This window comes from Rhizobium sp. 18055 (assembly GCF_902706285.1).
Classification (GTDB): Bacteria; Pseudomonadota; Alphaproteobacteria; order Rhizobiales; family Rhizobiaceae; genus Rhizobium.
Window position 1 is genome coordinate 1 of sequence record NZ_CACSKD010000001.1, and the last position, 20,575, is coordinate 20,575.

General features: G+C 60.6%; 22 protein-coding genes. 16 read left to right on the plus strand and 6 right to left on the minus strand.

What is annotated here, in order from left to right:
* The first annotated feature begins 58 nt into the window (after positions 1-58).
* The 6 genes from GVL52_RS00005 to arsK are packed head-to-tail and all read left to right on the plus strand — an operon-like array spanning position 59 to position 4,224.
* Positions 59-418: a helix-turn-helix transcriptional regulator gene (locus GVL52_RS00005; protein ID WP_160003213.1), complete on the plus strand. Its 360-nt coding sequence runs from the start codon at positions 59-61 to the stop codon at positions 416-418.
* Positions 415-834 carry an arsenic resistance N-acetyltransferase ArsN2 gene (gene arsN2, locus GVL52_RS00010; RefSeq protein ID WP_160003214.1) on the plus strand — a complete coding sequence of 140 codons (420 nt, stop codon included), beginning with the start codon at positions 415-417 and terminating at the stop codon, positions 832-834. Before GVL52_RS00005 ends, arsN2 begins: the two co-directional genes overlap by 4 nt.
* Before the next feature lie 4 nt (positions 835-838).
* Entirely contained in the window at positions 839-1,882 is a 1,044-nt protein-coding gene (gene arsB / locus GVL52_RS00015; RefSeq protein ID WP_160003215.1) for an ACR3 family arsenite efflux transporter, read from the plus strand.
* Positions 1,883-1,884: 2 nt separating this feature from the next.
* Positions 1,885-2,307, plus strand: a complete 423-nt coding sequence (gene arsC / locus GVL52_RS00020; protein WP_160003949.1) for an arsenate reductase (glutaredoxin) — start codon at positions 1,885-1,887, stop codon at positions 2,305-2,307.
* Entirely contained in the window at positions 2,300-3,007 is a 708-nt protein-coding gene (gene arsH / locus GVL52_RS00025) for an arsenical resistance protein ArsH (protein WP_160003216.1), read from the plus strand. Before arsC ends, arsH begins: the two co-directional genes overlap by 8 nt.
* Positions 3,004-4,224: an arsenite efflux MFS transporter ArsK gene (gene arsK, locus GVL52_RS00030; protein ID WP_160003217.1), complete on the plus strand. Its 1,221-nt coding sequence runs from the start codon at positions 3,004-3,006 to the stop codon at positions 4,222-4,224. Before arsH ends, arsK begins: the two co-directional genes overlap by 4 nt.
* A 142-nt stretch (positions 4,225-4,366) precedes the next feature.
* Here the strand turns inward: arsK and GVL52_RS00035 are convergent, their stop codons facing one another.
* On the minus strand, positions 4,367-5,614 hold the full coding sequence (locus GVL52_RS00035) for an MgtC/SapB family protein (protein WP_160003218.1): 1,248 nt from the start codon (positions 5,612-5,614) through the stop codon (positions 4,367-4,369).
* A 136-nt stretch (positions 5,615-5,750) separates the two neighbouring features.
* On the minus strand, positions 5,751-6,584 hold the full coding sequence (locus tag GVL52_RS00040) for a universal stress protein (RefSeq protein WP_160003219.1): 834 nt from the start codon (positions 6,582-6,584) through the stop codon (positions 5,751-5,753).
* Here GVL52_RS00040 and GVL52_RS00045 point away from each other — a divergent pair.
* The 3 genes from GVL52_RS00045 to GVL52_RS00055 are packed head-to-tail and all read left to right on the plus strand — an operon-like array spanning position 6,583 to position 8,999.
* On the plus strand, positions 6,583-6,822 hold the full coding sequence (locus GVL52_RS00045; protein WP_160003220.1) for a hypothetical protein: 240 nt from the start codon (positions 6,583-6,585) through the stop codon (positions 6,820-6,822). The genes GVL52_RS00040 and GVL52_RS00045 overlap by 2 nt on opposite strands.
* On the plus strand, positions 6,783-7,106 hold the full coding sequence (locus GVL52_RS00050; protein ID WP_160003221.1) for a TraR/DksA family transcriptional regulator: 324 nt from the start codon (positions 6,783-6,785) through the stop codon (positions 7,104-7,106). Before GVL52_RS00045 ends, GVL52_RS00050 begins: the two co-directional genes overlap by 40 nt.
* Positions 7,107-7,136: 30 nt before the next feature.
* Positions 7,137-8,999 (plus strand): heavy metal translocating P-type ATPase, encoded by a 1,863-nt coding sequence (locus GVL52_RS00055; RefSeq protein ID WP_160003222.1) that lies wholly within the window; start codon positions 7,137-7,139, stop codon positions 8,997-8,999.
* On the opposite strand, the gene GVL52_RS00060 is transcribed toward GVL52_RS00055, so the two are convergent.
* Positions 8,996-9,817: a universal stress protein gene (locus GVL52_RS00060; protein WP_160003223.1), complete on the minus strand. Its 822-nt coding sequence runs from the start codon at positions 9,815-9,817 to the stop codon at positions 8,996-8,998. The genes GVL52_RS00055 and GVL52_RS00060 overlap by 4 nt on opposite strands.
* Positions 9,818-9,950: 133 nt before the next feature.
* Between GVL52_RS00060 and GVL52_RS00065 the strand changes: the two genes are divergently transcribed.
* Positions 9,951-10,409 (plus strand): pyridoxamine 5'-phosphate oxidase family protein, encoded by a 459-nt coding sequence (locus GVL52_RS00065; RefSeq protein WP_160003224.1) that lies wholly within the window; start codon positions 9,951-9,953, stop codon positions 10,407-10,409.
* A gap of 203 nt (positions 10,410-10,612) precedes the next feature.
* On the opposite strand, the gene GVL52_RS00070 is transcribed toward GVL52_RS00065, so the two are convergent.
* Together GVL52_RS00070 and GVL52_RS00075 are read right to left on the minus strand one after the other, a co-directional pair.
* Positions 10,613-12,532: a PAS domain-containing sensor histidine kinase gene (locus GVL52_RS00070; RefSeq protein ID WP_160003225.1), complete on the minus strand. Its 1,920-nt coding sequence runs from the start codon at positions 12,530-12,532 to the stop codon at positions 10,613-10,615.
* Positions 12,510-13,460 carry a helix-turn-helix domain-containing protein gene (locus GVL52_RS00075; RefSeq protein ID WP_244619045.1) on the minus strand — a complete coding sequence of 317 codons (951 nt, stop codon included), beginning with the start codon at positions 13,458-13,460 and terminating at the stop codon, positions 12,510-12,512. The genes GVL52_RS00070 and GVL52_RS00075 overlap by 23 nt, the downstream gene beginning before the upstream one ends.
* On the opposite strand from GVL52_RS00075, the gene GVL52_RS00080 reads away from it, so the two are divergent.
* Complete coding sequence (locus tag GVL52_RS00080; RefSeq protein ID WP_160003226.1) at positions 13,368-14,111, plus strand: response regulator; 744 nt, start codon at positions 13,368-13,370, stop codon at positions 14,109-14,111. The two genes, GVL52_RS00075 and GVL52_RS00080, sit on opposite strands and share 93 nt — an antisense overlap.
* On the opposite strand, the gene GVL52_RS00085 is transcribed toward GVL52_RS00080, so the two are convergent.
* Positions 14,074-14,517, minus strand: coding sequence for a hypothetical protein (locus GVL52_RS00085; RefSeq protein ID WP_160003227.1), 444 nt, complete (start codon positions 14,515-14,517; stop codon positions 14,074-14,076). The genes GVL52_RS00080 and GVL52_RS00085 overlap by 38 nt on opposite strands.
* 505 nt (positions 14,518-15,022) lie before the next feature.
* Between GVL52_RS00085 and GVL52_RS00090 the strand changes: the two genes are divergently transcribed.
* The 5 genes from GVL52_RS00090 to GVL52_RS00110 all read left to right on the plus strand — a co-directional run bounded on the left by GVL52_RS00090 (position 15,023) and on the right by GVL52_RS00110 (position 20,443).
* Entirely contained in the window at positions 15,023-15,346 is a 324-nt protein-coding gene (locus tag GVL52_RS00090; RefSeq protein WP_160003228.1) for a hypothetical protein, read from the plus strand.
* Complete coding sequence (locus GVL52_RS00095) at positions 15,339-16,511, plus strand: acetate/propionate family kinase (protein ID WP_160003229.1); 1,173 nt, start codon at positions 15,339-15,341, stop codon at positions 16,509-16,511. The genes GVL52_RS00090 and GVL52_RS00095 overlap by 8 nt, the downstream gene beginning before the upstream one ends.
* A gap of 9 nt (positions 16,512-16,520) precedes the next feature.
* Entirely contained in the window at positions 16,521-18,905 is a 2,385-nt protein-coding gene (locus tag GVL52_RS00100; protein ID WP_160003230.1) for a phosphoketolase, read from the plus strand.
* Between the two features lie 154 nt (positions 18,906-19,059).
* Complete coding sequence (locus GVL52_RS00105) at positions 19,060-19,371, plus strand: metalloregulator ArsR/SmtB family transcription factor (protein WP_160003231.1); 312 nt, start codon at positions 19,060-19,062, stop codon at positions 19,369-19,371.
* A gap of 370 nt (positions 19,372-19,741) precedes the next feature.
* The gene (locus GVL52_RS00110) at positions 19,742-20,443 is read left to right on the plus strand and encodes an LssY C-terminal domain-containing protein (RefSeq protein ID WP_160003951.1); all 702 of its coding nucleotides are present in this window, start codon (positions 19,742-19,744) and stop codon (positions 20,441-20,443) included.
* Positions 20,444-20,575: the final 132 nt, after the last annotated feature.

The following is a 20,575-nucleotide window of genomic DNA, read 5'->3' on the forward strand; positions in this document are numbered from 1 at the left end:
TGCCGATCCTATCCATATCCGCTATCCATTATTTCAATAGTTAAAGGATTGTAGAAATATGAAAGAACGTCAAGCCCTCGCATCGTTTGCGGCACTCTCCCAGGAAACGAGACTTCAGATCGTTCGCATGCTGGTGGTTGCCGGGCCGGGCGGCATGGCGGCTGGCGCAGTGGCAGAGAAGGCAGGCGTTTCCGCGTCCAACGTGTCGTTTCATTTGAAGGAACTGGAGCGCGCTGGATTGATCAACCAGCAGCGGGAAGCGCGCTCGATGATTTATACGGCCAACTTCGAGGGGCTGGGTGCGCTTGTCAGGTTCCTGATGGAAGACTGCTGTGCGGGGCATCCGGAAATCTGCTTGTCGGCAGCAGCGGTTGCATCATGCTGTGTGCCGAGCGCATCGGGAGCCGAAGCCACATGAACGTCGATCATATAGGCGGGGACGACCCGGACCTCGCGCTTGCCCTGCTTCCGGCCGACGACCTGACAGAAGCAGACCGCGTGTTCTACCGGTTTTCCACGGATCAGGGGACGGTCGGTTATGGCGGTCTGGAGCGCTGTGGCAACGTGGCGCTTCTTCGACCCGTCGTCGTCCTTACGGAGTATCGAGGGATGCGTTTCGGCACGGACGTGGTCGAGTGGCTCCTCGGTGAAGCAGGTCGGCTCGGCATGCTGAGCGTCTACCTCCTTACCGAGCGCGCCGCGCCGTTTTTCGAACGACTTGGCTTCGTCGTGACGGATCGGGCAGACGCGCCGCCTGCGATCCTGCGAACCCGCCAGGCGACCGGCCTTTGTCCTGCATCTGCAACACTGCTTTCGCGCACAGTCCACGGGTAACAGCATGTCTTCATTTGAACGCTACCTGACCCTTTGGGTCTTTCTCTGCATCCTCGTCGGTATCGCGCTCGGCCACCTCATGCCAGGTGCGTTCCACGCCGTCGCGGCCGCTGAAGTTGCCAAGGTCAACCTGCCGGTTGCGGTGCTGATCTGGCTGATGATTATCCCGATGCTCCTGAAGATCGACTTCCTGGCGCTCGGAAAAATCGGCCGGCACTGGCGCGGGATCGGCGTCACGCTCTTCATCAACTGGGCCGTGAAGCCGTTCTCCATGGCGTTGCTCGGCTGGCTGTTCATAGGGCATCTGTTTCGCTCGTATCTCCCGCCGGAGCAGATCGACTCCTATATTGCCGGGCTGATCATTCTGGCCGCGGCTCCATGCACGGCAATGGTCTTCGTGTGGTCGAATCTCGTCAAGGGCGAGCCCCATTTCACGCTGAGCCAGGTCGCCGTGAACGACGCAATCATGGTCGTTGCGTTCGCGCCGATCGTCGGCCTGCTACTCGGGCTGTCAGCGATAACAGTCCCCTGGGATACGCTGATCCTGTCGGTCGTGCTCTACATCGTTCTTCCGGTTATCGTCGCCCAGGCGCTGCGCAGGACAGTCGATGTCGTGAGGCTCGGCGCTCGCCTGCAACCCGTTTCGCTCGTCGCTCTGCTGGCCACGCTGGTCCTGCTATTCGGCTTTCAGGGCGAGCAGATCATTGCACAACCGGCCGTCATCGCACTGCTTGCAATTCCGATCCTGATCCAGGTCTACTTCAACTCTGGTCTCGCCTATCTCCTCAACCGTCTATCGGGCGAAAAACACTGTGTGGCCGGGCCGTCAGCCCTCATCGGCGCGTCGAACTTCTTCGAACTCGCCGTCGCTGCCGCGATCAGCCTGTTCGGCTTCAATTCGGGCGCGGCGCTGGCGACCGTCGTCGGCGTGTTGATCGAGGTTCCCGTGATGCTGTCGGTCGTCTGGATCGTCAACCGGTCGAAGGGTTGGTACGAGCGCGGTGCCGCCGTGCGCGCGCCGTCCTCCTCCATCAAAGAAAGGGCATGAGCATGGATGTCACCATCTACCACAATCCCAAATGCGGGACCTCCCGCAACACGCTTGCCATGATCCGTAGTGCGGGAATTGAACCCGAAGTCATCGATTACCTGACGACGCCGCCGTCCCGTGACAAGCTCGTCGCGATGATATCCGCCGCCGGACTAACGGTCAGGCAGGCGATCCGTGAGAAGGGCACACCCTACGCAGAGCTCAATCTCGGCGATCCGGCCCTGACGGACGACGAGCTTCTCGATGCGATGCTGAAGGACCCGATCCTGATCAACCGGCCATTCGTCGTCACGCCACTCGGGGTCAGGCTCGCACGGCCGTCGGAAGTCGTTCTCGACATTCTGCCCGATAGTCACAAGGGCGCTTTCGCCAAGGAGGACGGCGAACTGGTTCTCGACGCGGAGGGAAAGCGTATTGTCTGATCTGCCTTCTGCTGCGGTCGAGCACCTCCAGATCCCGGACATCGATGCGCTCCGGCCGGCTCTCCTGACGCACAGGCCCCGGATCCTCGTTCTCTACGGCTCACTGCGAGAAGTCTCCTACAGCCGCTTGCTCGCCCATGAAGCGCGACGCCTGCTCGAGTATTTCGGCGCAGAGGTCCGCGTGTTCAACCCGGAAGGCCTGCCCCTTCCGGACGCCGCTCCTGCCGATCATCCCAAGGTGCAGGAACTGCGTAGCCTGTCCGAATGGTCGGAAGGCCAGGTGTGGGTTAGTCCCGAACGGCACGGCGCGATGACGGGTATCATGAAGGCACAGATCGACTGGATTCCGCTCTCCATCGGGTCCGTGCGCCCGACGCAAGGAAAGACGCTTGCCGTGATGGAGGTCTCCGGCGGCAGCCAGTCGTTCAACGCAGTCAACCAGATGCGGATTCTTGGCCGTTGGATGCGAATGATCACGATTCCGAACCAGTCCTCCGTCGCCAGAGCGTATCAGGAATTCGACGCTGAAGGACGGATGAAGCCGTCGGCCTATTACGATCGCGTCGTCGATGTCTGCGAAGAACTGATGAAGTTCACGCTCCTGACGCGCGATGCCTCCGCGTATTTGACCGACCGCTACAGCGAACGGAAGGAGGCCGCTGCCAAACTGGAAGAGCGCGTGTCCCTGCAATCCATATGAGAGGCAGCGGCATTCCCTGGAGCGCTGTGCTTCTGCTTGGTGTCACCCAGATCATCGGATACGGCACGCTCTACTACTCGTTCAGCATTCTTGCTCCAGCCATGGCGAGGGACTTCGGGCTTTCCTCGGAAGGCATCTTCGGAATCTTGTCGGTGGCCCTTCTCGTCGGAGGATTGACAGCACCCTCACTGGGGGTGTGGATCGACCGCATCGGGGCAGGGCGGGTGATGACGATCGGCTCCGGCGTCGCTGCTCTGGCGCTGATCGCTTGCGCATTGTCTGCGGGGAAAACGTTGTTTTCGTTGACGCTTGTCGTCGTCGAGGTCAGCGCGAACCTCGTCCAGTACGGAGCCGCCTTCGCGCTCATCGTCCAGATCAGACCGGACGTGGCGCAGCGGAGCATCACATATCTGACACTGATCGCCGGCTTCGCCTCGACGATTTTCTGGCCGGTGACAAGCGTGATGCATGCCCACCTGTCGTGGCAGCAGGTCTACCTTGTCTTTGCCGCCTTGAACTTGCTTGTTGCCATGCCGATCCACTACTGGCTGTCGATGGGCACCCGCCGCAATGGTCCGACCAAGCAAACGGTGTCCTTACGGGATGTCACTGTCGGAACCCTTTCCGGACAGAGCCGCCGGACAGGCTTTGTCCTGATGGTGGTCGGGTTCTCCATTCAGTCGCTGTTGAGCTCGGCCATACTGGTGCACATGGTTCCGATACTATCCGGACTTGGCCTCGGAACGTCTGCCGCAATTATCGGCAGCCTGTTCGGTCCGTCGCAGGTCGCAAGCCGCTTTACGAACATGCTGGTGGGCGGCAACCTGCCGCCTTTGAAGCTGGCGATGATCGCGTCCGTGCTCATGCCGAGTGCGATCGTCGTTCTCGCCCTGTCTTCGTCCTGGGCCGCCGGCGCAGTGGCTTTCGCCGTTGTCTTCGGCCTCGGCAATGGCATCTTCAGCATCGTAACGGGCACGCTCCCCCTGCAACTGTTCGGAAGCGAAGGCTACGGGCAAACTCAAGGGCGGGTGATGGCGGCCCGTTTGATACTCTCCGCGACGGCGCCGTTCGCGCTTGCCTACGTCATGGGGTATGCCGGCGTCCAGCTATCGCTGGCCGTTACCGCCGCCGTCGGCTTCGTCGCGGTGGCTGCGTTCGGGGCGATTGGCCTGCTGTCTGCACGATCCGAGGCGTATCCGCAAGCCAGCGCCGACTGAAAGAACGCGTTCATTTGCCTCGCGCTCCTCGCCGCGGACGCGTGCTTCAAACGCTTCGAAGCTCCCCTCGACATGGCATTGAGTTTCTCCCGTCCATGCGTCTCCGCATTTGTCTGCATCCGTCCGCTGGGCGCTGGCTCTGTCACGTCAACAACAGGCCCGCGACGCCGGCAACCATCGCAGCCACGGAGGCGACTGCCAGTCGGCCTGCGAAGGCGGCGTTCCCGGCGCTTGCCGCCAACGCGACTTTCGCGAGCAGATTTGCGAAGGCGGCGGCGGCTATGGCCTGGGCGGCGGCATCTGTGGAGACATGGAGAGATGAAAGCCTTGCCACGGAGAGAGTGATGGCATCGAGATCTCCCAGGCCGGTAACGAGCGCCACCGCAAACAGCGACTGTGTTCCAAACAGCGTCAGTGCCCCCCGCGTCACGATGGTCACAACGCCAAGAAGGAGCGCAAAGCGGAGAACCACCGCCACCTCCAGCGGATTTTTGGGCGAGAACTCTGTGGCTTCGGCAGAGGGGCGATACCAACCGAAAACGGCCCCTCCTACCGCAAACGTTGCCGCAGCCGGACCAAGCGATGCTGCAAGCTCCTTTCCGACCAACGGCGCAATGAAGCTGCAGATCAGAAGCGCTCGGGTCAACGATACCGCTCCCGCCAGCATTGCTCCCGCCGACAGTATTGGCGACAGGGCGGGCGTCGTCATCGACTGGCGGGCAAAGGAAAGCGTCAACGCGGTCGAGGAGACGATGCCGCCGCTTGCGCCCGTCAATAGTATCCCCGCGCGTGCACCGCTGGCCTTGATCAGAACATAACCTCCAAAAGAAACAGTGCCCACAAGGATGGTCATCATCCAAAGCTCGAACGGGTTGATCACCTGCCAGGGGTCGATCGGGACGTCTGGAAGAATTGGAAGAATGACAACGGTCATCGTCAGCAGGATCAGCGCGGCCCGCAATTCGAGCCACGTCAATTTTCGCAGAAATCCGTGCAAGGGTTCGCGCGCGGCAAGTAGCGCCGTGACCGCAACAGCGCTCGCCGCCGTCGCCGTCATATCTGCGACCACCGCGCCGAAGCCGAGCGCGAATACCGTTATCGCCGCAATCGCGCCGGTTGCGCTGTAATCCCGCTCGCTCATCGATTGCATGCGGCTGAAGCCAAGAATTGTGATGCAGAAGAATGCGAAAATGGCTGTCGGAAGGACCACTCCGGTAACGGGCTGCAAGAACCCACAGAAACCACCGAGGAAACTCGAGAGGCCATAGGTGCGGATACCCGCCACCCTTTTGCCCGGCTCAGCGTCACGCTCGCGCCAGCCGCGCTCGATCCCGACCAGTATTCCTATGGCGAGTGCGAGGCCAAGGCGTTGAAGGGCGTCGGTCGTCATCGGTCAATCTATCATTTGGAGGCCGAAATACTGGAAGTAACGAAGGTATTCGCGGCGCATGCCAAGCTGCTGCCGGAAACTGCCATGGAACGCGCGGCGGTGATGCGGGCCGCGCGCCGCCCGAATAGCGAGCCCGTCAATGCGACAGGAATATGGGCATTCGGCTGCTTTCGATCATGCTGCGCGTCACGCCTCCGAAGAGCGTCTGCAGCCAGCGCGGATGGTTGTATGCCCCCATGACGATCATGTCGGCGTTGACATCCACTGCGTGCTGTCTGAGGACTTCGTCCGCCTGGCTGCCGCCGCTGGCCAATCTGTCAACCTGAACCTTGACGCCGTGGCGGGCAAGATATGTTGCTATATCCGCGCCGGGCTCCTCTCCATTGACCCGCTCCCGGGAAAGCGGATCGATCATCGTCACGTAGACGCAGTCCGCCGCCTTCATCAGGTCGATAGCCTGGCGCGCCGCGCGCGAGGCTTCGTCGCTGGAATCCCATGCGAGAAGGATTGATTTGGCGATCGATCGCATCGGTCGTGGCCCACGGTTCATGATGACCGGTGTCGGTGTCCGGAACAGGGCGCCGTCGATGATGCGTTTCTGAAGCTCTTCGTCCTTGGCCGCCTGTCGGCCGACGAGCACGACGTCCGCATAGAGCGCTCTTTCCGCCACGTCTTCCTGAGCCCAGGCGAATTCGGTGTAGATGTCCTGGACATCGTATGACAGGTCCGTTCCGGACAGATAGGTCTTGATCCCTTCGCTCTTCTTGCCGAGTTCCTCGATTTCGCGCTGGCGTTCGTCCAGCCAGACCGTGGAGATGGCGTTGTATTCCCCGATCATCGGTGCCGTGCTCATGCAGATCACGATCGCGCTGAGATGCGCGTCGGACGCCTGGCAGAATTCGACGGCGGCCTTCAGGTCTTCATCGAAATTCTGGGAATTAAGGATGCTCAGTACCGTTCGAATGGCCATGTCGATCACCTCTCTGGTTGAATGGGGAGATGATATCTGCCGTCACGGCGATGTCTTTGATCTTCGTCAACGCCAGGTCTCCCACATTCGCAAACAAGGGCGGATCGCAGGGGAATTGACCAAGATCAAGGAACGGTTGGCCGAACGTGGGAAAGTAAGCGCCAGGCGCGCCACAGGTCCACAGGTGAAGGAAACACAATGGATAAGCTATCAGTTCGAGACGATCTGCACCGCATGAGGGAAGAACTTCGACGCCGTCTCGGTGCGATTGATGCTGACCTTGGCGTTGCGCTCGAAAAGGACAGCGAGGAGCGCGCCATCCAGGTTGAGAACGACGAGGTTCTTCGTGAAATGCAGACCGAAGGGATCAATCAGATCGCTGCGATCGACGCGGCACTGGAACGGCTTGAGCGCGGCACCTATGGCCAATGCGTGAAGTGCAAGGCTGCCATCGGCAGGCATCGTCTAGCGGCAGTTCCCTATACGCCGTTCTGCATCGAGTGTGCCAAGTCCCTGGATTAGCCAGAGGGTGATTTCATCGGAGCGTGAGAGATGACCATAGCTGTGCCTTTGCAGACGAGCGGCCGTGCGGGCGGTCAAGGTCGCCTGTCACGCCTGTCGGGCTATGGACCCCGCGCGGCGGTACTCGCCGTCGTGTCCATTGTCGCGATCACGAGTGCGTTTGGTTTCTACGCGGCAGGATATAGCTTCGGATACAGGATTGTTCTCGTCAGTTGCACCAGCTTGGTCTTGCTGTCGCTGTTCGCAGAGATCGCCGGCAAGCTGCAGCAAAGGGAGTTCGGCCTGGACTTGATTGCCGCACTCGCAATGGCTGCCTCGCTGTGGTTCGGCGAATACCTGGCCGGAGCGATCGTCGGTCTGATGTACTCTGGTGGCCAGTTCTTGGAAGCCTACGCCCATCGCCGTGCCGACGAGGGAATGTCGGCGCTGCTGGCACAAGTTCCACGCACGGCGCTCCGACTGGCTGAAGGCGGCGTTGAGGAGATCCCGATCGAGACCATCGCGATCGGGGAGACGCTGCTGATACGAAAGGGAGACGTCGTTCCCGCCGATGGACTGTTGCTCGGGGAGGTCGCGTCGATCGACCAGGCGGTCTTGACCGGAGAGCCGTTCCCGGTCTCCATCGCCAAGGGCGGCCGCATATCGAGTGGCGCGACGAATGCTGGAGACGTGATCGAGATCCGCGTCCTAAGCCGGGCGGAGGATAGCGCCTACGCCGGCATAGTCAGGTTGGTCGAAGCGTCGAAGCGCTCCAAGGCAAAGCTGATGCGGCTGGCCGACCGGTTTGCGCTCTGGTTCCTCATTGTCACGATCGGTGTTGCTGGCATTTCGGCGATGCTTTCCGGGGATATGGCGCGGATCGTGGCCGTCCTTGTCGTCGCGACGCCTTGTCCGTTGATATTGGCGGTTCCTGTTGCTCTTGCCGCAGGAACGTCGAAAGCCGCCAAGGAGGGTGTTCTGGTCAAGGGGGCAGGGCCTCTTGAAGCGCTTGCTCAGGCATCAGTGGCGGTTTTTGACAAGACTGGAACACTGACCGCAGGCCAGCCTGAGGTCAGTTCGATAGAAGGTGCAGATCCTGAAAGGATCCTGCGGCTGGCCGCCTCGCTTGACCAGGCATCGGGCCATGTGGTGGGGCGCGCGCTTGTGCAAGAGGCACATCGACGTGGCTTGACGTTGAGCCGGCCGTCGGCGGTGACCGAGACGGCGGGCTCTGGTATCTCCGGGATCGTGGACGGTGTTCGCGTCAGCGTTGGCGGCGACACCTATTTCGAGGCGTCGGCAAAGTCTGTGTCGGATCGCTCGAGCAGCGCGATGCGTGTCAAAGTTCTCTTCGATGGCGAAACAGCCGGCACGATCACACTCGCAGACCGGCTCCGCGATGACGCCGTTCAACTTGTCGAACAACTCCGCGCAGCGGGTGTTTCGCGGCTTGTTCTCGCCTCCGGGGACGATCTGCCGATCGCGACCGCCATAGCTCAAGCGCTTGGGCTTGATGACGTCAAGGCGAGGCTGGCCCCGGCCGACAAGGTTGCCGTCATCGAAAAGGAGCGGTGCAATGGCCGGGTATTGATGGTCGGAGACGGCGTGAACGATGCGCCGGCACTGGCAGCTGCCGATGTCGGCATCGCTGTCGGCGTCACCAACCTTGCGGCGGCAGCGGAGGCGGCGGACATCGTCCTCATCCGCGACGATCTCACCAGGATCGTGACGGCGATCGGCATAGCGCGCCGGTCGCGCAAAATAGCGCTCCAGAGCGTCTATGCCGGCATCGGCCTCTCGGTCATCGCCATGGGTTTCGCGGGGGCGGGCTTCCTGCCGCCTGTGGGCGGCGCGCTGCTTCAGGAGGCGATCGACGTGGCCGTCATCCTGAATGCCCTGCGAGCCCTGTCCTAATGTGCGAGAAGCACAGGGAGTTCGCACTTGGCCACCAGTTCCCGGGTGACGCCCCCGAGGATCAATTCGCGGAGCCGCGAGTGCCCAAATCCCCCTGCGACCAGCATATCTGCCTTCCGCTCCAGCGCTGCGGATTGAATTGCCGAGGCAACACTTTCTCCGGCCGCTTGAATTGGCACATCCTCGACCTCGAATCCCGCATATCTCAAAGAGGCAATCAAAAGAGCGCGGTTCGGCTCGTCGATCTGCTTGTCGTCGGTAATCGAGATCACCTGCAGCTTGGCTGCGCGCGCAATGAAGAGAGTTGCACAGGAGATGGCGCGTGCTGCGGTCGCGCTGCCGTCCCAGGCAATGGCAACGGTATCGACACGACCGCAGACGCTCAACGTTGGAAAGAGCACGAGCGGGCGCCCGCTTCCGAAGAGAAGTGTCTCGGAGAGCTGCCGTGTAACCTCGCAAGCCTCGACGATCGACAAGTCGTGAACCCTGGATATCCCGGCAAAGGAATCATACACATATGGCTCCTTTGTCTCGAAGCTGTGTACTCTCATCTTGACCTCGGTCTTGGAGGAAGCATCGGCTATGTAGCTTTGCAGCGACGAGCCACTGTTGCGGCTGTAGGCCTCGGCTTCTGCCCTCCAGCTATCGACGTCGATCAAGGTGGGGAAGGGCTGATGGATGGGGGGCACCCGCACCTGCGGGATACTGGCGACAATATCGGCGCCGTGCTGCCGGGCGAGATCGATCGCGTTGTCGATGATGGTGAACGAGCTGGCGTCGGGATAAGTCGATAGCGGAAGATGGAACTGCGGCTTCATGCTTGCCTCCTGTGGCTGGAACTCTCCTTCATCATGCGTATCAAGCGAAACTCCGCATTGCGCTTGATCAAGGCGGCTTCGCACGGAGCGCCTATCATCATTCATGCCTTCATTAGAAACGGGGAGTATGGCCATGACGATGACGCTGAGGGAGATCAATCCCGCCGAATGCTACGGCATCCTTGAAAAAGCACGTTTCGGCCATCTCGCGTGCTGCAAGGACGGACAGCCCTATATCGCGGCGATCTACTTCGCCTTTTCCGGCGGCACCGCCTACAGCTTCACGATGCCGGGCAAGAAGCTGGACTGGATGCGGGCAAATGACAAAGTCTGCCTTCATGTCGATCAGCGCCTGGTGGGCGGGGGGTGGACGAGCGTCGTTGTCGAAGGCCGCTTCGAAGAGTTCCCGGACAGCGAAACCTGGCGGAACGAACGGTTGCACGCATGGTCGCTCTTGCAGGCGCACACGGACTGGTGGGAAATCGGCTCGATGAAACCGCACGAGCTGCCGATGCTCACAGAGTCGCCCCATGTCTTCTACGGGATCGCCGTCACCAGCGTATCCGGACGAGGTGCCGCCAAGATGGACTGATTGTTTCGGGCGGCCTCGTCAGTCTGCAGGGACGCCGGCTGATGCATCAGAGGTGTCCGCGAAACGTGGATTGATGTCGTTGGGGGCTCAGTTTGATGGTGAGGGTACCGCGTGGTCGGCTCCTGGGAATCGACGGGCTCGACGAGCCCTGACGGTCGGGCGCTCCCGTGTGCAATATTGTTTTTCTCTAAGATGCGGTCCAATCACGGGTGTTGCTCGACGTTGTTCGGACCGAGCAGCAACCTCAGGCGGATCGACATCTCCGATGCCGTGTATGGTTTCTTCAGCCAGCCGGCGCCTGCCTCGATCTCCTTTTCAGCGGCATGCGGTTCGGAGAAGCCGGAGGTCAGCAGAATCTTCACCTGCGGCCAGCGCCCGCGGACCTTACGCGCCAGTTCGTCGCCGTTCATGCCCGGCATCGCAACGTCCGTGAACAGGAGGGCGACCGCGTTGTCGGCCTCCAGTTCCTTCAGGGCGTCGAACCCGTTCGAAGCTTCGATCACGGAATATCCGAGTGTCAGGAGCCGGCTTACGGTTACCTGCCTAACTCTTGCGTCGTCCTCGACAACCAGGATGGTCTCGACGCCAGGAGCGAGCACGTTGTTGGAGACCGGCTCTCGCCCTTTGGCGCTGTCGGCATTGTCGATACGCGGCAGGAAGAGGCGCACGGTCGTCCCCTGGCTGGGTTCACTGTATAGCTGCAGGTGACCGGACGACTGTTTGGCAAAGCCGTAGACCATGCTGAGGCCGAGGCCCGTTCCCGAACCTGTCGGCTTTGTCGTGAAGAACGGTTCGAAAGCGCGCTCGAGCACGTCTGATGTCATCCCGGTGCCTGTGTCCGCAACCGAGATCAGCACATACCGGCCGGGCCGGATGGCCGGATACATGCCGGCATAGTCGGTGTCGATCTCGACGCCGGATATCTCGATCGTCAGACGGCCGCCGCCCGGCATCGCGTCCCTAGCATTGATCGAAAGGTTGAGAAGCGCGCTCTGCAACTGCGCCTTGTCCACCATGGCGCTCAACCGTCTTCCGGGGATGATCGTCCGAAGCTCGACGGATTCTCCAAGCGATCGCTGGACCAGGTCGGAAAACTCGCCAAGAAGCGCGCCGACGTCGATCACGGTCGGCGCGAGCGCCTGTCGGCGACCGAAAGCGAGCAGTTGCGATGTGAGCCGCGCGCCGTCGTCGGCCGCCGATTGCGCTTCGCGCAAAAGAGACAGCTGCCCGGGTTCGTCAAGGCGGGTTTCCAGCATCTCGAGATTTCCGCTGATGACTGCAAGGAGATTGTTGAAGTCGTGGGCGAGGCCTCCGGTCAACTGTCCGACTGCTTCCATCTTTTGTGCCTGCCGCAGTTCGCCCTCGATACGATGGCGGCTGGTCAGATCCCGGATGAAGCCCGTGAAGATGCGCTTGTCGCCTGCGATGGCCTCGCCGACCGACAGCTCCATCGGGAAGGTCGCACCACTCTTCTTCAGGCCGACGACGACGCGTCCGTAACCGATGATCCGGCGTCGTCCCGTCTGCAGGTAGGAGCCGAGATAGCCGTCATGCGCTTCCCTGTCCGGTGAGGGCATCAGCATGGAGACGTTCTGTCCGATCACCTCACTTGCCACGTATCCGAACAATTTCTCCGCTGCCGTGCTGAAGGACGCGATCAGACCCTTGTCGTCGATGACGATCATGGCATCGGGTACCGTGGCAAGAATGGACTGAAGATGCGCCTGCCGCTCTCGCAGTTCGTCTTGAATCTCCTGCATGACGGTTACGTCGCTGTTCGACTGGACGATAAGCGTATCCGGATCTGCGAGGTCGAGAACAGTCCACCGTGTCATGATTGCCAGCCGGACCCCATCCTTGCGACGGTGCGACACCTGTCCGGTCCAGCAACCCTTTTCTCTGACAACGCTTCGAAGTTTGTCGATGCTCACCGGAAAGCGCGTTTCAAGCAGGTCATGCACCACTTTCCCAACAGCCTCGGCAACGGTCCACCCGTACAGCCGCTCGCAGCCCGAGGTCCAGCGCTGGATGACGCCGTCGAAGCCGTGGAAAATCAGGTTGGCCCCATCGAACATGCGGACGATCCGGTCCACGTCGGTCTCACTGGTAGCGTCTTCCAGCATGGCGGTCTCCTGCGCCTCCACCTTCGACGGCGTCTTCGGCGTACTCGTCGGCGCTGCGGGCCAATTCCGACCGGCTTATAACCTTGAACTGATGCTTTTCCGCTGGCAAGAGAACACCCTTCGCAACCAGTTTGGTGAGCGTTCTGGAAACGGTTTCGATCGTCATGCCGAGATGGTCTGCTATGTCGGCACGGACCATCGGAAGGTGAATTGTCCGGCCATCCGGGCTCTGCGTCTTTTCAAGCCGCTGCAGCAAGAAGCTGCAGACCCGTTGCTGCGCGTTCTTGTGGGAGAGCAGCAGCATATGGTCTTGTCCTGCGGAGATTTCGTCGCGAAGATGCGACAGAAGTTGAGGTCTGAATTCCGGGACAAGCTGCAGTTCCGCCTCCAGCATACGCTTGCCCATCCTGCTAAAAACGACCTCGTCGATGGCCTCGGCGCTGAACATGTAGCGGTTGCGGAAGGATAGTCCGACAAGGTCCCCCGTCCCGAGAAACCCGATGATCAGGCGGCGGCCGTCTGGAAGAAATCGACATATGCGTACATTGCCGCTTACGATGGAAAACACGTGCCGGGCGGCATCGCCATCGAAGAAGATCGTGCTTCCTGCCGTTGCCGTCTCGGTGGCCTGACGCAGGAACAACGGCGCGAAGTCGATTGATTGATGCACCAGTGGCTGTGCGATTTCGTGGATGTTTGATACCGCCAACATGCCCTCACTCCCGTGGATTTTCCCATGGGCGGCAGTTGACTGAATGTTGATGACACAGGAACGCGAGGGGCGTAATAGTTGGTGCGATTTTGTAACAATTCGCAACAACCAAAGAACGCGTCGATGACACTCGGCACCGTCAGGCGAACTCGCATACTTGTCGTGGACGATGATGTCCGGATTCAGCGAATGCTCGTGCAGTATCTCGGCGACCAAGGTTTCGACGTCGATGCTGTTTCCAGCAGTTCGCAGATGCGTGCGAAGATGGCGGGCGCGCGCTTTGACGTGATCCTGCTCGACCTCGTCCTGCCGGGCGACAGTGATGGACTGCAACTCGCCAGGGAGATACGGGCCTGCGCGGACGTTCCCATCATCATGCTTTCGGGCCACGACGACGTCATGGACCGGGTTGTCGGGCTCGAGATGGGCGCCGACGACTATATCGGCAAGCCCTTCCATTTGCGGGAGGTGCTTGCTCGGGTGAGGACCGTCCTGAGGCGCAGGAGCCATTCGGGAGAGGTGGCAAGGACCGAAGGCTCCGTTCTCCGCTTTGACGGCTGGCAAGTTGACGTCGAACGCAGGGCCGTAACAAACCCGAAAGGTGGCGAGGTGGCTTTGTCGACGGGGGAATTCGACATGCTGCACGTGTTCGTGACCCATGCGGGGCGGGTCCTTACTCGGGATATGCTGATGGATCTGACACACAAACGCACCCGTGACGGCTTCGACCGAACCATTGACGCGCTGATCGTCAGGCTCCGGCGCAAGATCGAATTGGACCCGGCCAATCCGAACCTGATCAAGTCGGTGCGCGGCGTCGGATACCTGTTCACAGCAAGGCCGGAGACGGCTTCCGGTCAATCTTGACCATGAGACCGTGGTCCCAGCGGAGAAATTTGTCCTCGTTCTCCATCTCTGCGAAATTCCTGGGAAGGTTTGTCCATACGCGCATATATCGGCACTCCGCCGACTTCTTCCGGAGTGCCGCGAACATCTTCTCCGCAATGGCAACGTCGTCGATGACGCTTGCGGCCAGGAAAATCGGCACATCCATCAGTTCTCCTGCAACCGGATGTTTTTCGATCCGGTATGCCGCCAAGCCACGAACGTAGCCCGTCGCGTCCTCCAGCGAGATTATCAGCCATCGATGTGCGCTCGCTACCAGCTCGGCCCACTCGTCCGCGCGGAAATGGGGCTCTGCCAGGTGTATCAGGCTGTAGGCTTGAAGCGCTTTGTCGAGCCGCAGTGGATGCACGCGATATCCTCGATCCATCGGAGATCCTCCCGTTTGGACCGTCACGATGTGGGATTCCCCGAATTGGGTCATTGTCCTAGGTCAAGATCCGGAATCTTTGCTGAAGCCGGCAGGTGGCCCGCTCTCCTGTCGTGGGCGCGGATCGCGGCGACGCCCACGTCGACACGCGACATTCGACCCATGCCCAGAAGCGCACTTCCAGAACGGCATCGTTGTGCTTTCCTCTGAGAAGGCGCTCGACGATTTCCTTTGCGGGCGCAGCAGCGTACGCTGGGAGAGCTGTCGAGCGTCAGATGCGCGGCAGCCCGGTCCCGGCATTGTTCTGAAGCTTGCCCCCTCTGAACACGCCCTTGACCTGTGTCAAGGCAGGGTCGCTCGCGGTGGGATAGATTGCCTGGAAACCGATAGGAGGACCGTCTGAAGTCCACAGCGGAGGAGAACGGCCGCGCAGTCGTGCCGCGTGGGCTGCAACGGACGCTAGACCCGGATGCCAGTTTTCATCCCGACATAAGGAAAGACAACGATGCTGTTCATGGATCGTGACTTCAAGCGGGGCGGCGAACGCTTCGCGATCCCGACGCAGGGCGAAGTGGAAGGCAAGTTGGTCGTCCTGGAAGTCGTCGCGGTCACCTGTCTTCGGGGCGCTGTGGCTTCGAACGACGAATTCGAGACTGCAAGGTTGAAAAAGGAAGTGTTCCGTGTGCTGAGAGAGCGATGCGCGGTCTTCCACCTCTCGCCGGAAGACGAGGCGGCAGCCATGGACTATGCCGACGAGTTCTTCGAGGCAGCGAAGACCGAGGCGCAGAAGTCTGGCACGGCACCCTCTGGGACCTCGGGCAATGGATAGGATCGCCGTTACGTTCAACGCCGGATCGTCCAGCCTCAAGATCGGCATCTTCAGGCTGGAGGAGGGGCGGGCTCTCCGGCTCGGCGGCGGGACCGCGACGCTCGGCGACGAGCCGCAGTTCGCCTACCGGATTGCTGCCAAGGACGCGGTGGTCGATCTGACATCCGGCGCCGGGATCGATGGCCGGCTTGTGTCGCAAGCCTTGGGGTGCCTTGTTCCAAAGGGGTGCGACCCTGTCGTTGCCGGTCACCGCATCGTGCATGGCGGCCAGGTCTTCAATGGCCCGATCCTTTTGGATGCGGATGCGGTCGGAAGGATTGCACATCTGAGGCATTTGGCGCCGATCCATCTTCCGCCGGCACTCGAGATCATCCGTGCGGTGCGGGAGGCGTATCCGGACATGCCGCAGACGGCATCGTTCGACACGGCGTTTCATTCGTCGCAGAGCAGCCTTGCCACGCGGCTCGCGATTCCAGCAGACCTGCACGACGCCGGCATCCGCCGATACGGCTTCCATGGCCTTTCCTACAAGTACGTCTCCGACGAGATCAGGAAGCACGACCCCGACCTGGCCGGTGGGCGCGTCATCTGCGCACATCTTGGCAGCGGCGCGAGCCTATGCGGCATGGTTGATGGTGTAAGTATCGATACCAGCATGGGCTTTTCCGCTCTCGATGGAATCCCGATGGCAACGCGGCCGGGCGCGCTCGATCCCGGCGTCGTCATCCACCTGCTTCGCAATGATTACCGCGATGCTGATGGGCTTGAGAACTTTCTCTACCACCAGTGCGGGCTGCTCGGCGTTTCTGGGATCAGCGGAGACGTGCGCACCCTGATCGATGATTTCCACCCTGCGGCGAAGGAGGCTATCGACCTCTTCTGTTTCAGGATCGCCGGCGAGACGGGCAGGCTTGCGGTCTCTCTCGGCGGCGTGGACGCCATTGTCTTTACCGCTGGTATCGGCGAGCATCAGCCGGAGATCCGCAAGGGCGTGGCGCGCCATCTGGCATGGATGGGCCTTTCATTGAGCGAGGCTGCGAACAAAGCCAATGCAACCGTGATCAGCACAAGAGACAGCAAAATAGCAGCCCTCGTTATCCCCACGGACGAGGAGCAGGTCATCGCCGACGAGGCGGTCAGCATCGTCAGCCGGCACAAGCTTTGAGGATGGAACATGCAAGAACACGCCCGCACCCAACTGAGCGCCGCTGAGGTCGATCTTATCGACCGCTACTGGCGCGCCGCCAACTACCTGTCCGTCGGCCAGATCTATTTGATGGACAATCCGCTGTTGCGCGAGAAGTTGCTGCCCGAGCACATAAAACCGCGACTTCTTGGTCATTGGGGGACGACGCCGGGACTCAACTTTATCTATGCGCATCTCAATCGCATCATCAAGGCCAGGGACCGGGACATACTTTACGTCTGCGGTCCGGGCCATGGCGGGCCTGGAATGGTCGCCAACACGTATCTGGAGGGAACCTATAGCGAAATCTACCCGGAGATAACGGAGAACGCCGACGGGATGCGGAAGCTGTTCAGGCAGTTTTCCTTCCCGGGAGGTATCCCGAGCCACGTCGCGCCGGAGACGCCCGGTTCCATCCACGAGGGCGGGGAATTGGGCTATGCGCTGGTTCACGCGTTCGGGGCCGCCTTCGACAACCCCGGCCTCGTGGTCGCCTGCGTTGTCGGCGACGGCGAGGCGGAGACCGGCCCGATCGCGGCGGCATGGCATTCGACCAAGTTTCTCAACCCTTTACGCGACGGCGCCGTGCTGCCGATCCTGCATCTCAACGGCTACAAGATCGCCAACCCGACCATCCTCTCCCGAACCAGTGACGAGGACCTGGAACGCCTCTTCGATGGGCTGGGATATGAGGTACTGTTCGTCGAAGGCCGTGAGCCTGATGACATGCACAGACAGATGGCAGATGCTTTCGATCGGGCTTTCGATCTCATCGAATGCTTGCAGCGCCACGCGAGAGAAGGGGTAGAGACAGCCGGTGTCCCGCGGTGGCCGATGATCGTGCTGCGCAGTCCGAAGGGGTGGACTGGACCGAAGGAAGTGGACGGCAAAAAGGTTGAGGGCTTCTGGCGCGCTCATCAGGTACCCGTCACGAACTGCAGAGGCGACGAAGGCCATCGGAAGATCCTGGAAGACTGGATGCGAGGCTACCGTCCCGAAGACCTTTTCGATGCCGACGGTCGCCTCAAGCCGGAATTGAAGACGCTTTCCCCGGTGGGCGAGAAACGCATGGGCGCTACGCCCTACGCGAACGGCGGACGGATGCGCAAGGAATTGATCGTGCCGGACATTCGAGACCTCGCCGTCAAGATCGACGCCCGTGGTTCTCCCCAGGTTCAATCCACCGAAATCCTCGGGCGGTATCTGCGAGATGTCATGAGGCTCAACTCCGAAGCCCGCAACTTCAGGATATTCGGCCCGGATGAAACCGACTCCAACCGCCTGGGCGCGGTGTTCGAGCAGACTGACCGGATATGGATGCAGGCGATCGAGGGCTACGATGTTCATCTTGCCAGGGATGGTCGGGTCATGGAAGTCCTGAGCGAGCACATGTGCCAGGGCTGGCTGGAAGGATACCTTCTGACCGGTCGGCATGGGCTGTTCTCTTGCTACGAAGCGTTCATCCACATCGTCGATTCGATGTTCAACCAGCACGCCAAGTGGCTGAAGGTCTCAAGAGGACTGGAGTGGCGCGAGCCGGTCTCTTCCCTCAACTACCTGTTGACGTCGCACGTCTGGCGCCAGGACCATAACGGCTTCTCGCATCAGGACCCCGGCTTCATCGACCTGGTTGCGAATAAAACCGCCGATATCGTCCGCATCTACCTGCCGCCGGATGCAAACACGCTACTATGGGTGGGCGACCATTGCCTCAAGACGTTTGACCGCATCAACGTCATCGTCGCAGGAAAGCAGCCAGAGCCGCAATATCTGACCATGGACGAGGCGATCGCCCATTGCGAGGCGGGTGTCGGGATTTGGGATTGGGCAAGCTACGAGCCCGATACAGGCACTCCGGACGTGGTGATGGCCTGCGCGGGAGACGTTCCGACCATGGAAACGCTCGCGGCCGTCATGCTGCTTCACGAGGCAATTCCCGATCTCAAGATCAGGACTGTCAATGTTGTCGATCTGCTCGCACTCCAGGATCCCGAACAGCACCCGCACGGACTTGCCGACGCGCGGTTCGATGCGATCTTCACGACAGACAAGCCAGTGATTTTTGCCCATCACGGATATCCCTACCTGATCCATCGCCTGACGTATCGGCGCGCCAATCACCGCAACTTTCACGTACGCGGGTTTGTCGAAGAGGGAACCACGACCACGCCGTTCGACATGGCGGTGTTGAACGGACTCGACCGCTTTCATCTCGCGCTCCAGGCAATCGCGCGCGTTCCGGATCTTGCGAACAAGGTTCCCCACGTCGTCGCGGACTTCCAGGCCAGGCTCGACCGCCATCGTTCTTTCGTAAGAGAGCATGGTGAAGACATGCCGGAGATACAGGATTGGCGCTGGAGCCGGTCGCTCTAGTGCGGACGCGAAGCGGGTCGTTCCGCCAAGCCATTGCTATCGAAGACAAAGCGTACCTGGCAGAGGCGTATGCGCTCACGAGGACTTGATGATTTAGCGTATGGTTTATTAGGTATTGTCTAGTAAAAGCACTGAAGAGCTTATGAGGCAATACATGACCGACGACACATTTGAACTGAAAGCACAACTGCTGAGCGTTATGGCCAACGCGCAAAGATTGAGAATGCTCGCTGCGCTATCGCGCGACGAAATCCCCGTCGGACGTCTTGCTGAAATGCTCGACCTCAGCCAGTCGGCACTGTCACAGCATCTGGCCAAGCTTCGCAGCATGGGACTGGTCAACACCCGTCGGGACGCGCAATCAGTCTATTACTCCGTTAGCTCAACGAAAGTGCAGGCCGTACTCGATTTGTTGCGCGGGCTGTTTGATGAACAGGCGATGCCGCAGGCGCGACTGGTAGGGTAGTCGCGTTTGGCTCGGGCTGCGCATTGCGCCTGATCGATAAGGTCCTTGGGCCAGATTGGCGTCGGTCCCGAGGCGCAATCCATGCCCACCATTGTTTGAAGCAGTTATCCACACCACCACCGATACATGATTTGCAAAATCGTGCTCGCCAGCCCGCGCATGGCTGATCGACGTCCTTGCCGCAGGGAAAACTTTCGAGAGTTGGGTGACGACGTCGTGTCGAGCGGACGCATTGTGACAGGGCTGGGAAAGTTCGGCAGTCCGAATGGGAACCAGCGGCAAAGCCACTGCAGGAACATCTGGCGTTCCACAAACCAACTGCCCTATCATGGTAAGGCGTCGAACCTGTCATCAGGATAAAGGCAACCCCATGCGACATCGGACAAGAGCCAGTATCGCGGCATTGCTTGCCGTTCTCGGCATATACCTTCTGCTCGCCTATCTGGTTGTCCCTGCATGGTGGGACTTCCATGACGCCGGTCGGGTCGCCACCTCCGATGCAATGTTCACAACCACCGGGCAGGGCATCCCAGGCGACGCTATCAATGTCGGTTTGGTCGGTTCGAAAGAGGCGATCGTCCGTGCTTTCGCAGCGGCCGGATGGGATCCCGCCGACAAAGTCACGCTGCGGACATCAATCGACATCGGCTTGAGCGTGGTACTTGATCGGCCGGACCTCGACGCGCCCGTCAGTCCGCTGTTCTTCGAAGGCCGAAAGCAGGACCTCGCATTCGAGAAACCTGTCGGCAAGAGCGCGGACGAACGCAACCACGTCCGTTTCTGGCTGACCGGACAGACCGGTTCTGATGGCCGGCCGTTGTGGCTGGGGTCGGCAAGCTTCGACCGGGGCGTTGGCTTCAGCCATGACACCGGGCAAGTGACCCATCATATCGGCCCGGATATCGATGCCGAACGCGACCTCCTGATGGGCGACCTTATCAGCAGCGACCAACTCTCATCGAGCTACCAGATCGATGGCGTCGGCCCGACCAAGGCGGGGCGCAATGGAGGAGGCGATCCCTATTTCACCGACGGCAAAGCGACGATAGGCGTGCTTCGAACTCCGCTTTAGACAGTCGTCCGCGAGCCGAATCACGGTGTTGTCGATGCTCGGTCCCGACTGATCCGCTGCATCGGGTCAGCTGCATCTCTGGACGATGCGAAGAACAGCTCAGGGCCGGTCAAAGGCATTTTCGGGCGAGAT

Excerpts from the sequence above, each read along its gene's own strand:
- GVL52_RS00005 (WP_160003213.1), top strand. The coding sequence starts at position 59 with ATGAAAGAACGTCAAGCCCTCGCATCGTTTGCGGCACTCTCCCAGGAA.
- arsN2 (WP_160003214.1), top strand. The coding sequence starts at position 415 with ATGAACGTCGATCATATAGGCGGGGACGACCCGGACCTCGCGCTTGCC.
- arsB (WP_160003215.1), top strand. The coding sequence starts at position 839 with ATGTCTTCATTTGAACGCTACCTGACCCTTTGGGTCTTTCTCTGCATC.
- arsC (WP_160003949.1), top strand. The coding sequence starts at position 1,885 with ATGGATGTCACCATCTACCACAATCCCAAATGCGGGACCTCCCGCAAC.
- arsK (WP_160003217.1), top strand. The coding sequence starts at position 3,004 with ATGAGAGGCAGCGGCATTCCCTGGAGCGCTGTGCTTCTGCTTGGTGTC.
- GVL52_RS00035 (WP_160003218.1), bottom strand. The coding sequence starts at position 5,614 with ATGACGACCGACGCCCTTCAACGCCTTGGCCTCGCACTCGCCATAGGA.
- GVL52_RS00045 (WP_160003220.1), top strand. The coding sequence starts at position 6,583 with ATGTCGATCACCTCTCTGGTTGAATGGGGAGATGATATCTGCCGTCAC.
- GVL52_RS00040 (WP_160003219.1), bottom strand. The coding sequence starts at position 6,584 with ATGGCCATTCGAACGGTACTGAGCATCCTTAATTCCCAGAATTTCGAT.
- GVL52_RS00050 (WP_160003221.1), top strand. The coding sequence starts at position 6,783 with ATGGATAAGCTATCAGTTCGAGACGATCTGCACCGCATGAGGGAAGAA.
- GVL52_RS00055 (WP_160003222.1), top strand. The coding sequence starts at position 7,137 with ATGACCATAGCTGTGCCTTTGCAGACGAGCGGCCGTGCGGGCGGTCAA.
- GVL52_RS00060 (WP_160003223.1), bottom strand. The coding sequence starts at position 9,817 with ATGAAGCCGCAGTTCCATCTTCCGCTATCGACTTATCCCGACGCCAGC.
- GVL52_RS00065 (WP_160003224.1), top strand. The coding sequence starts at position 9,951 with ATGACGATGACGCTGAGGGAGATCAATCCCGCCGAATGCTACGGCATC.
- GVL52_RS00070 (WP_160003225.1), bottom strand. The coding sequence starts at position 12,532 with ATGCTGGAAGACGCTACCAGTGAGACCGACGTGGACCGGATCGTCCGC.
- GVL52_RS00080 (WP_160003226.1), top strand. The coding sequence starts at position 13,368 with ATGACACTCGGCACCGTCAGGCGAACTCGCATACTTGTCGTGGACGAT.
- GVL52_RS00085 (WP_160003227.1), bottom strand. The coding sequence starts at position 14,517 with ATGGATCGAGGATATCGCGTGCATCCACTGCGGCTCGACAAAGCGCTT.
- GVL52_RS00090 (WP_160003228.1), top strand. The coding sequence starts at position 15,023 with ATGCTGTTCATGGATCGTGACTTCAAGCGGGGCGGCGAACGCTTCGCG.
- GVL52_RS00095 (WP_160003229.1), top strand. The coding sequence starts at position 15,339 with ATGGATAGGATCGCCGTTACGTTCAACGCCGGATCGTCCAGCCTCAAG.
- GVL52_RS00100 (WP_160003230.1), top strand. The coding sequence starts at position 16,521 with ATGCAAGAACACGCCCGCACCCAACTGAGCGCCGCTGAGGTCGATCTT.
- GVL52_RS00105 (WP_160003231.1), top strand. The coding sequence starts at position 19,060 with ATGACCGACGACACATTTGAACTGAAAGCACAACTGCTGAGCGTTATG.
- GVL52_RS00110 (WP_160003951.1), top strand. The coding sequence starts at position 19,742 with ATGCGACATCGGACAAGAGCCAGTATCGCGGCATTGCTTGCCGTTCTC.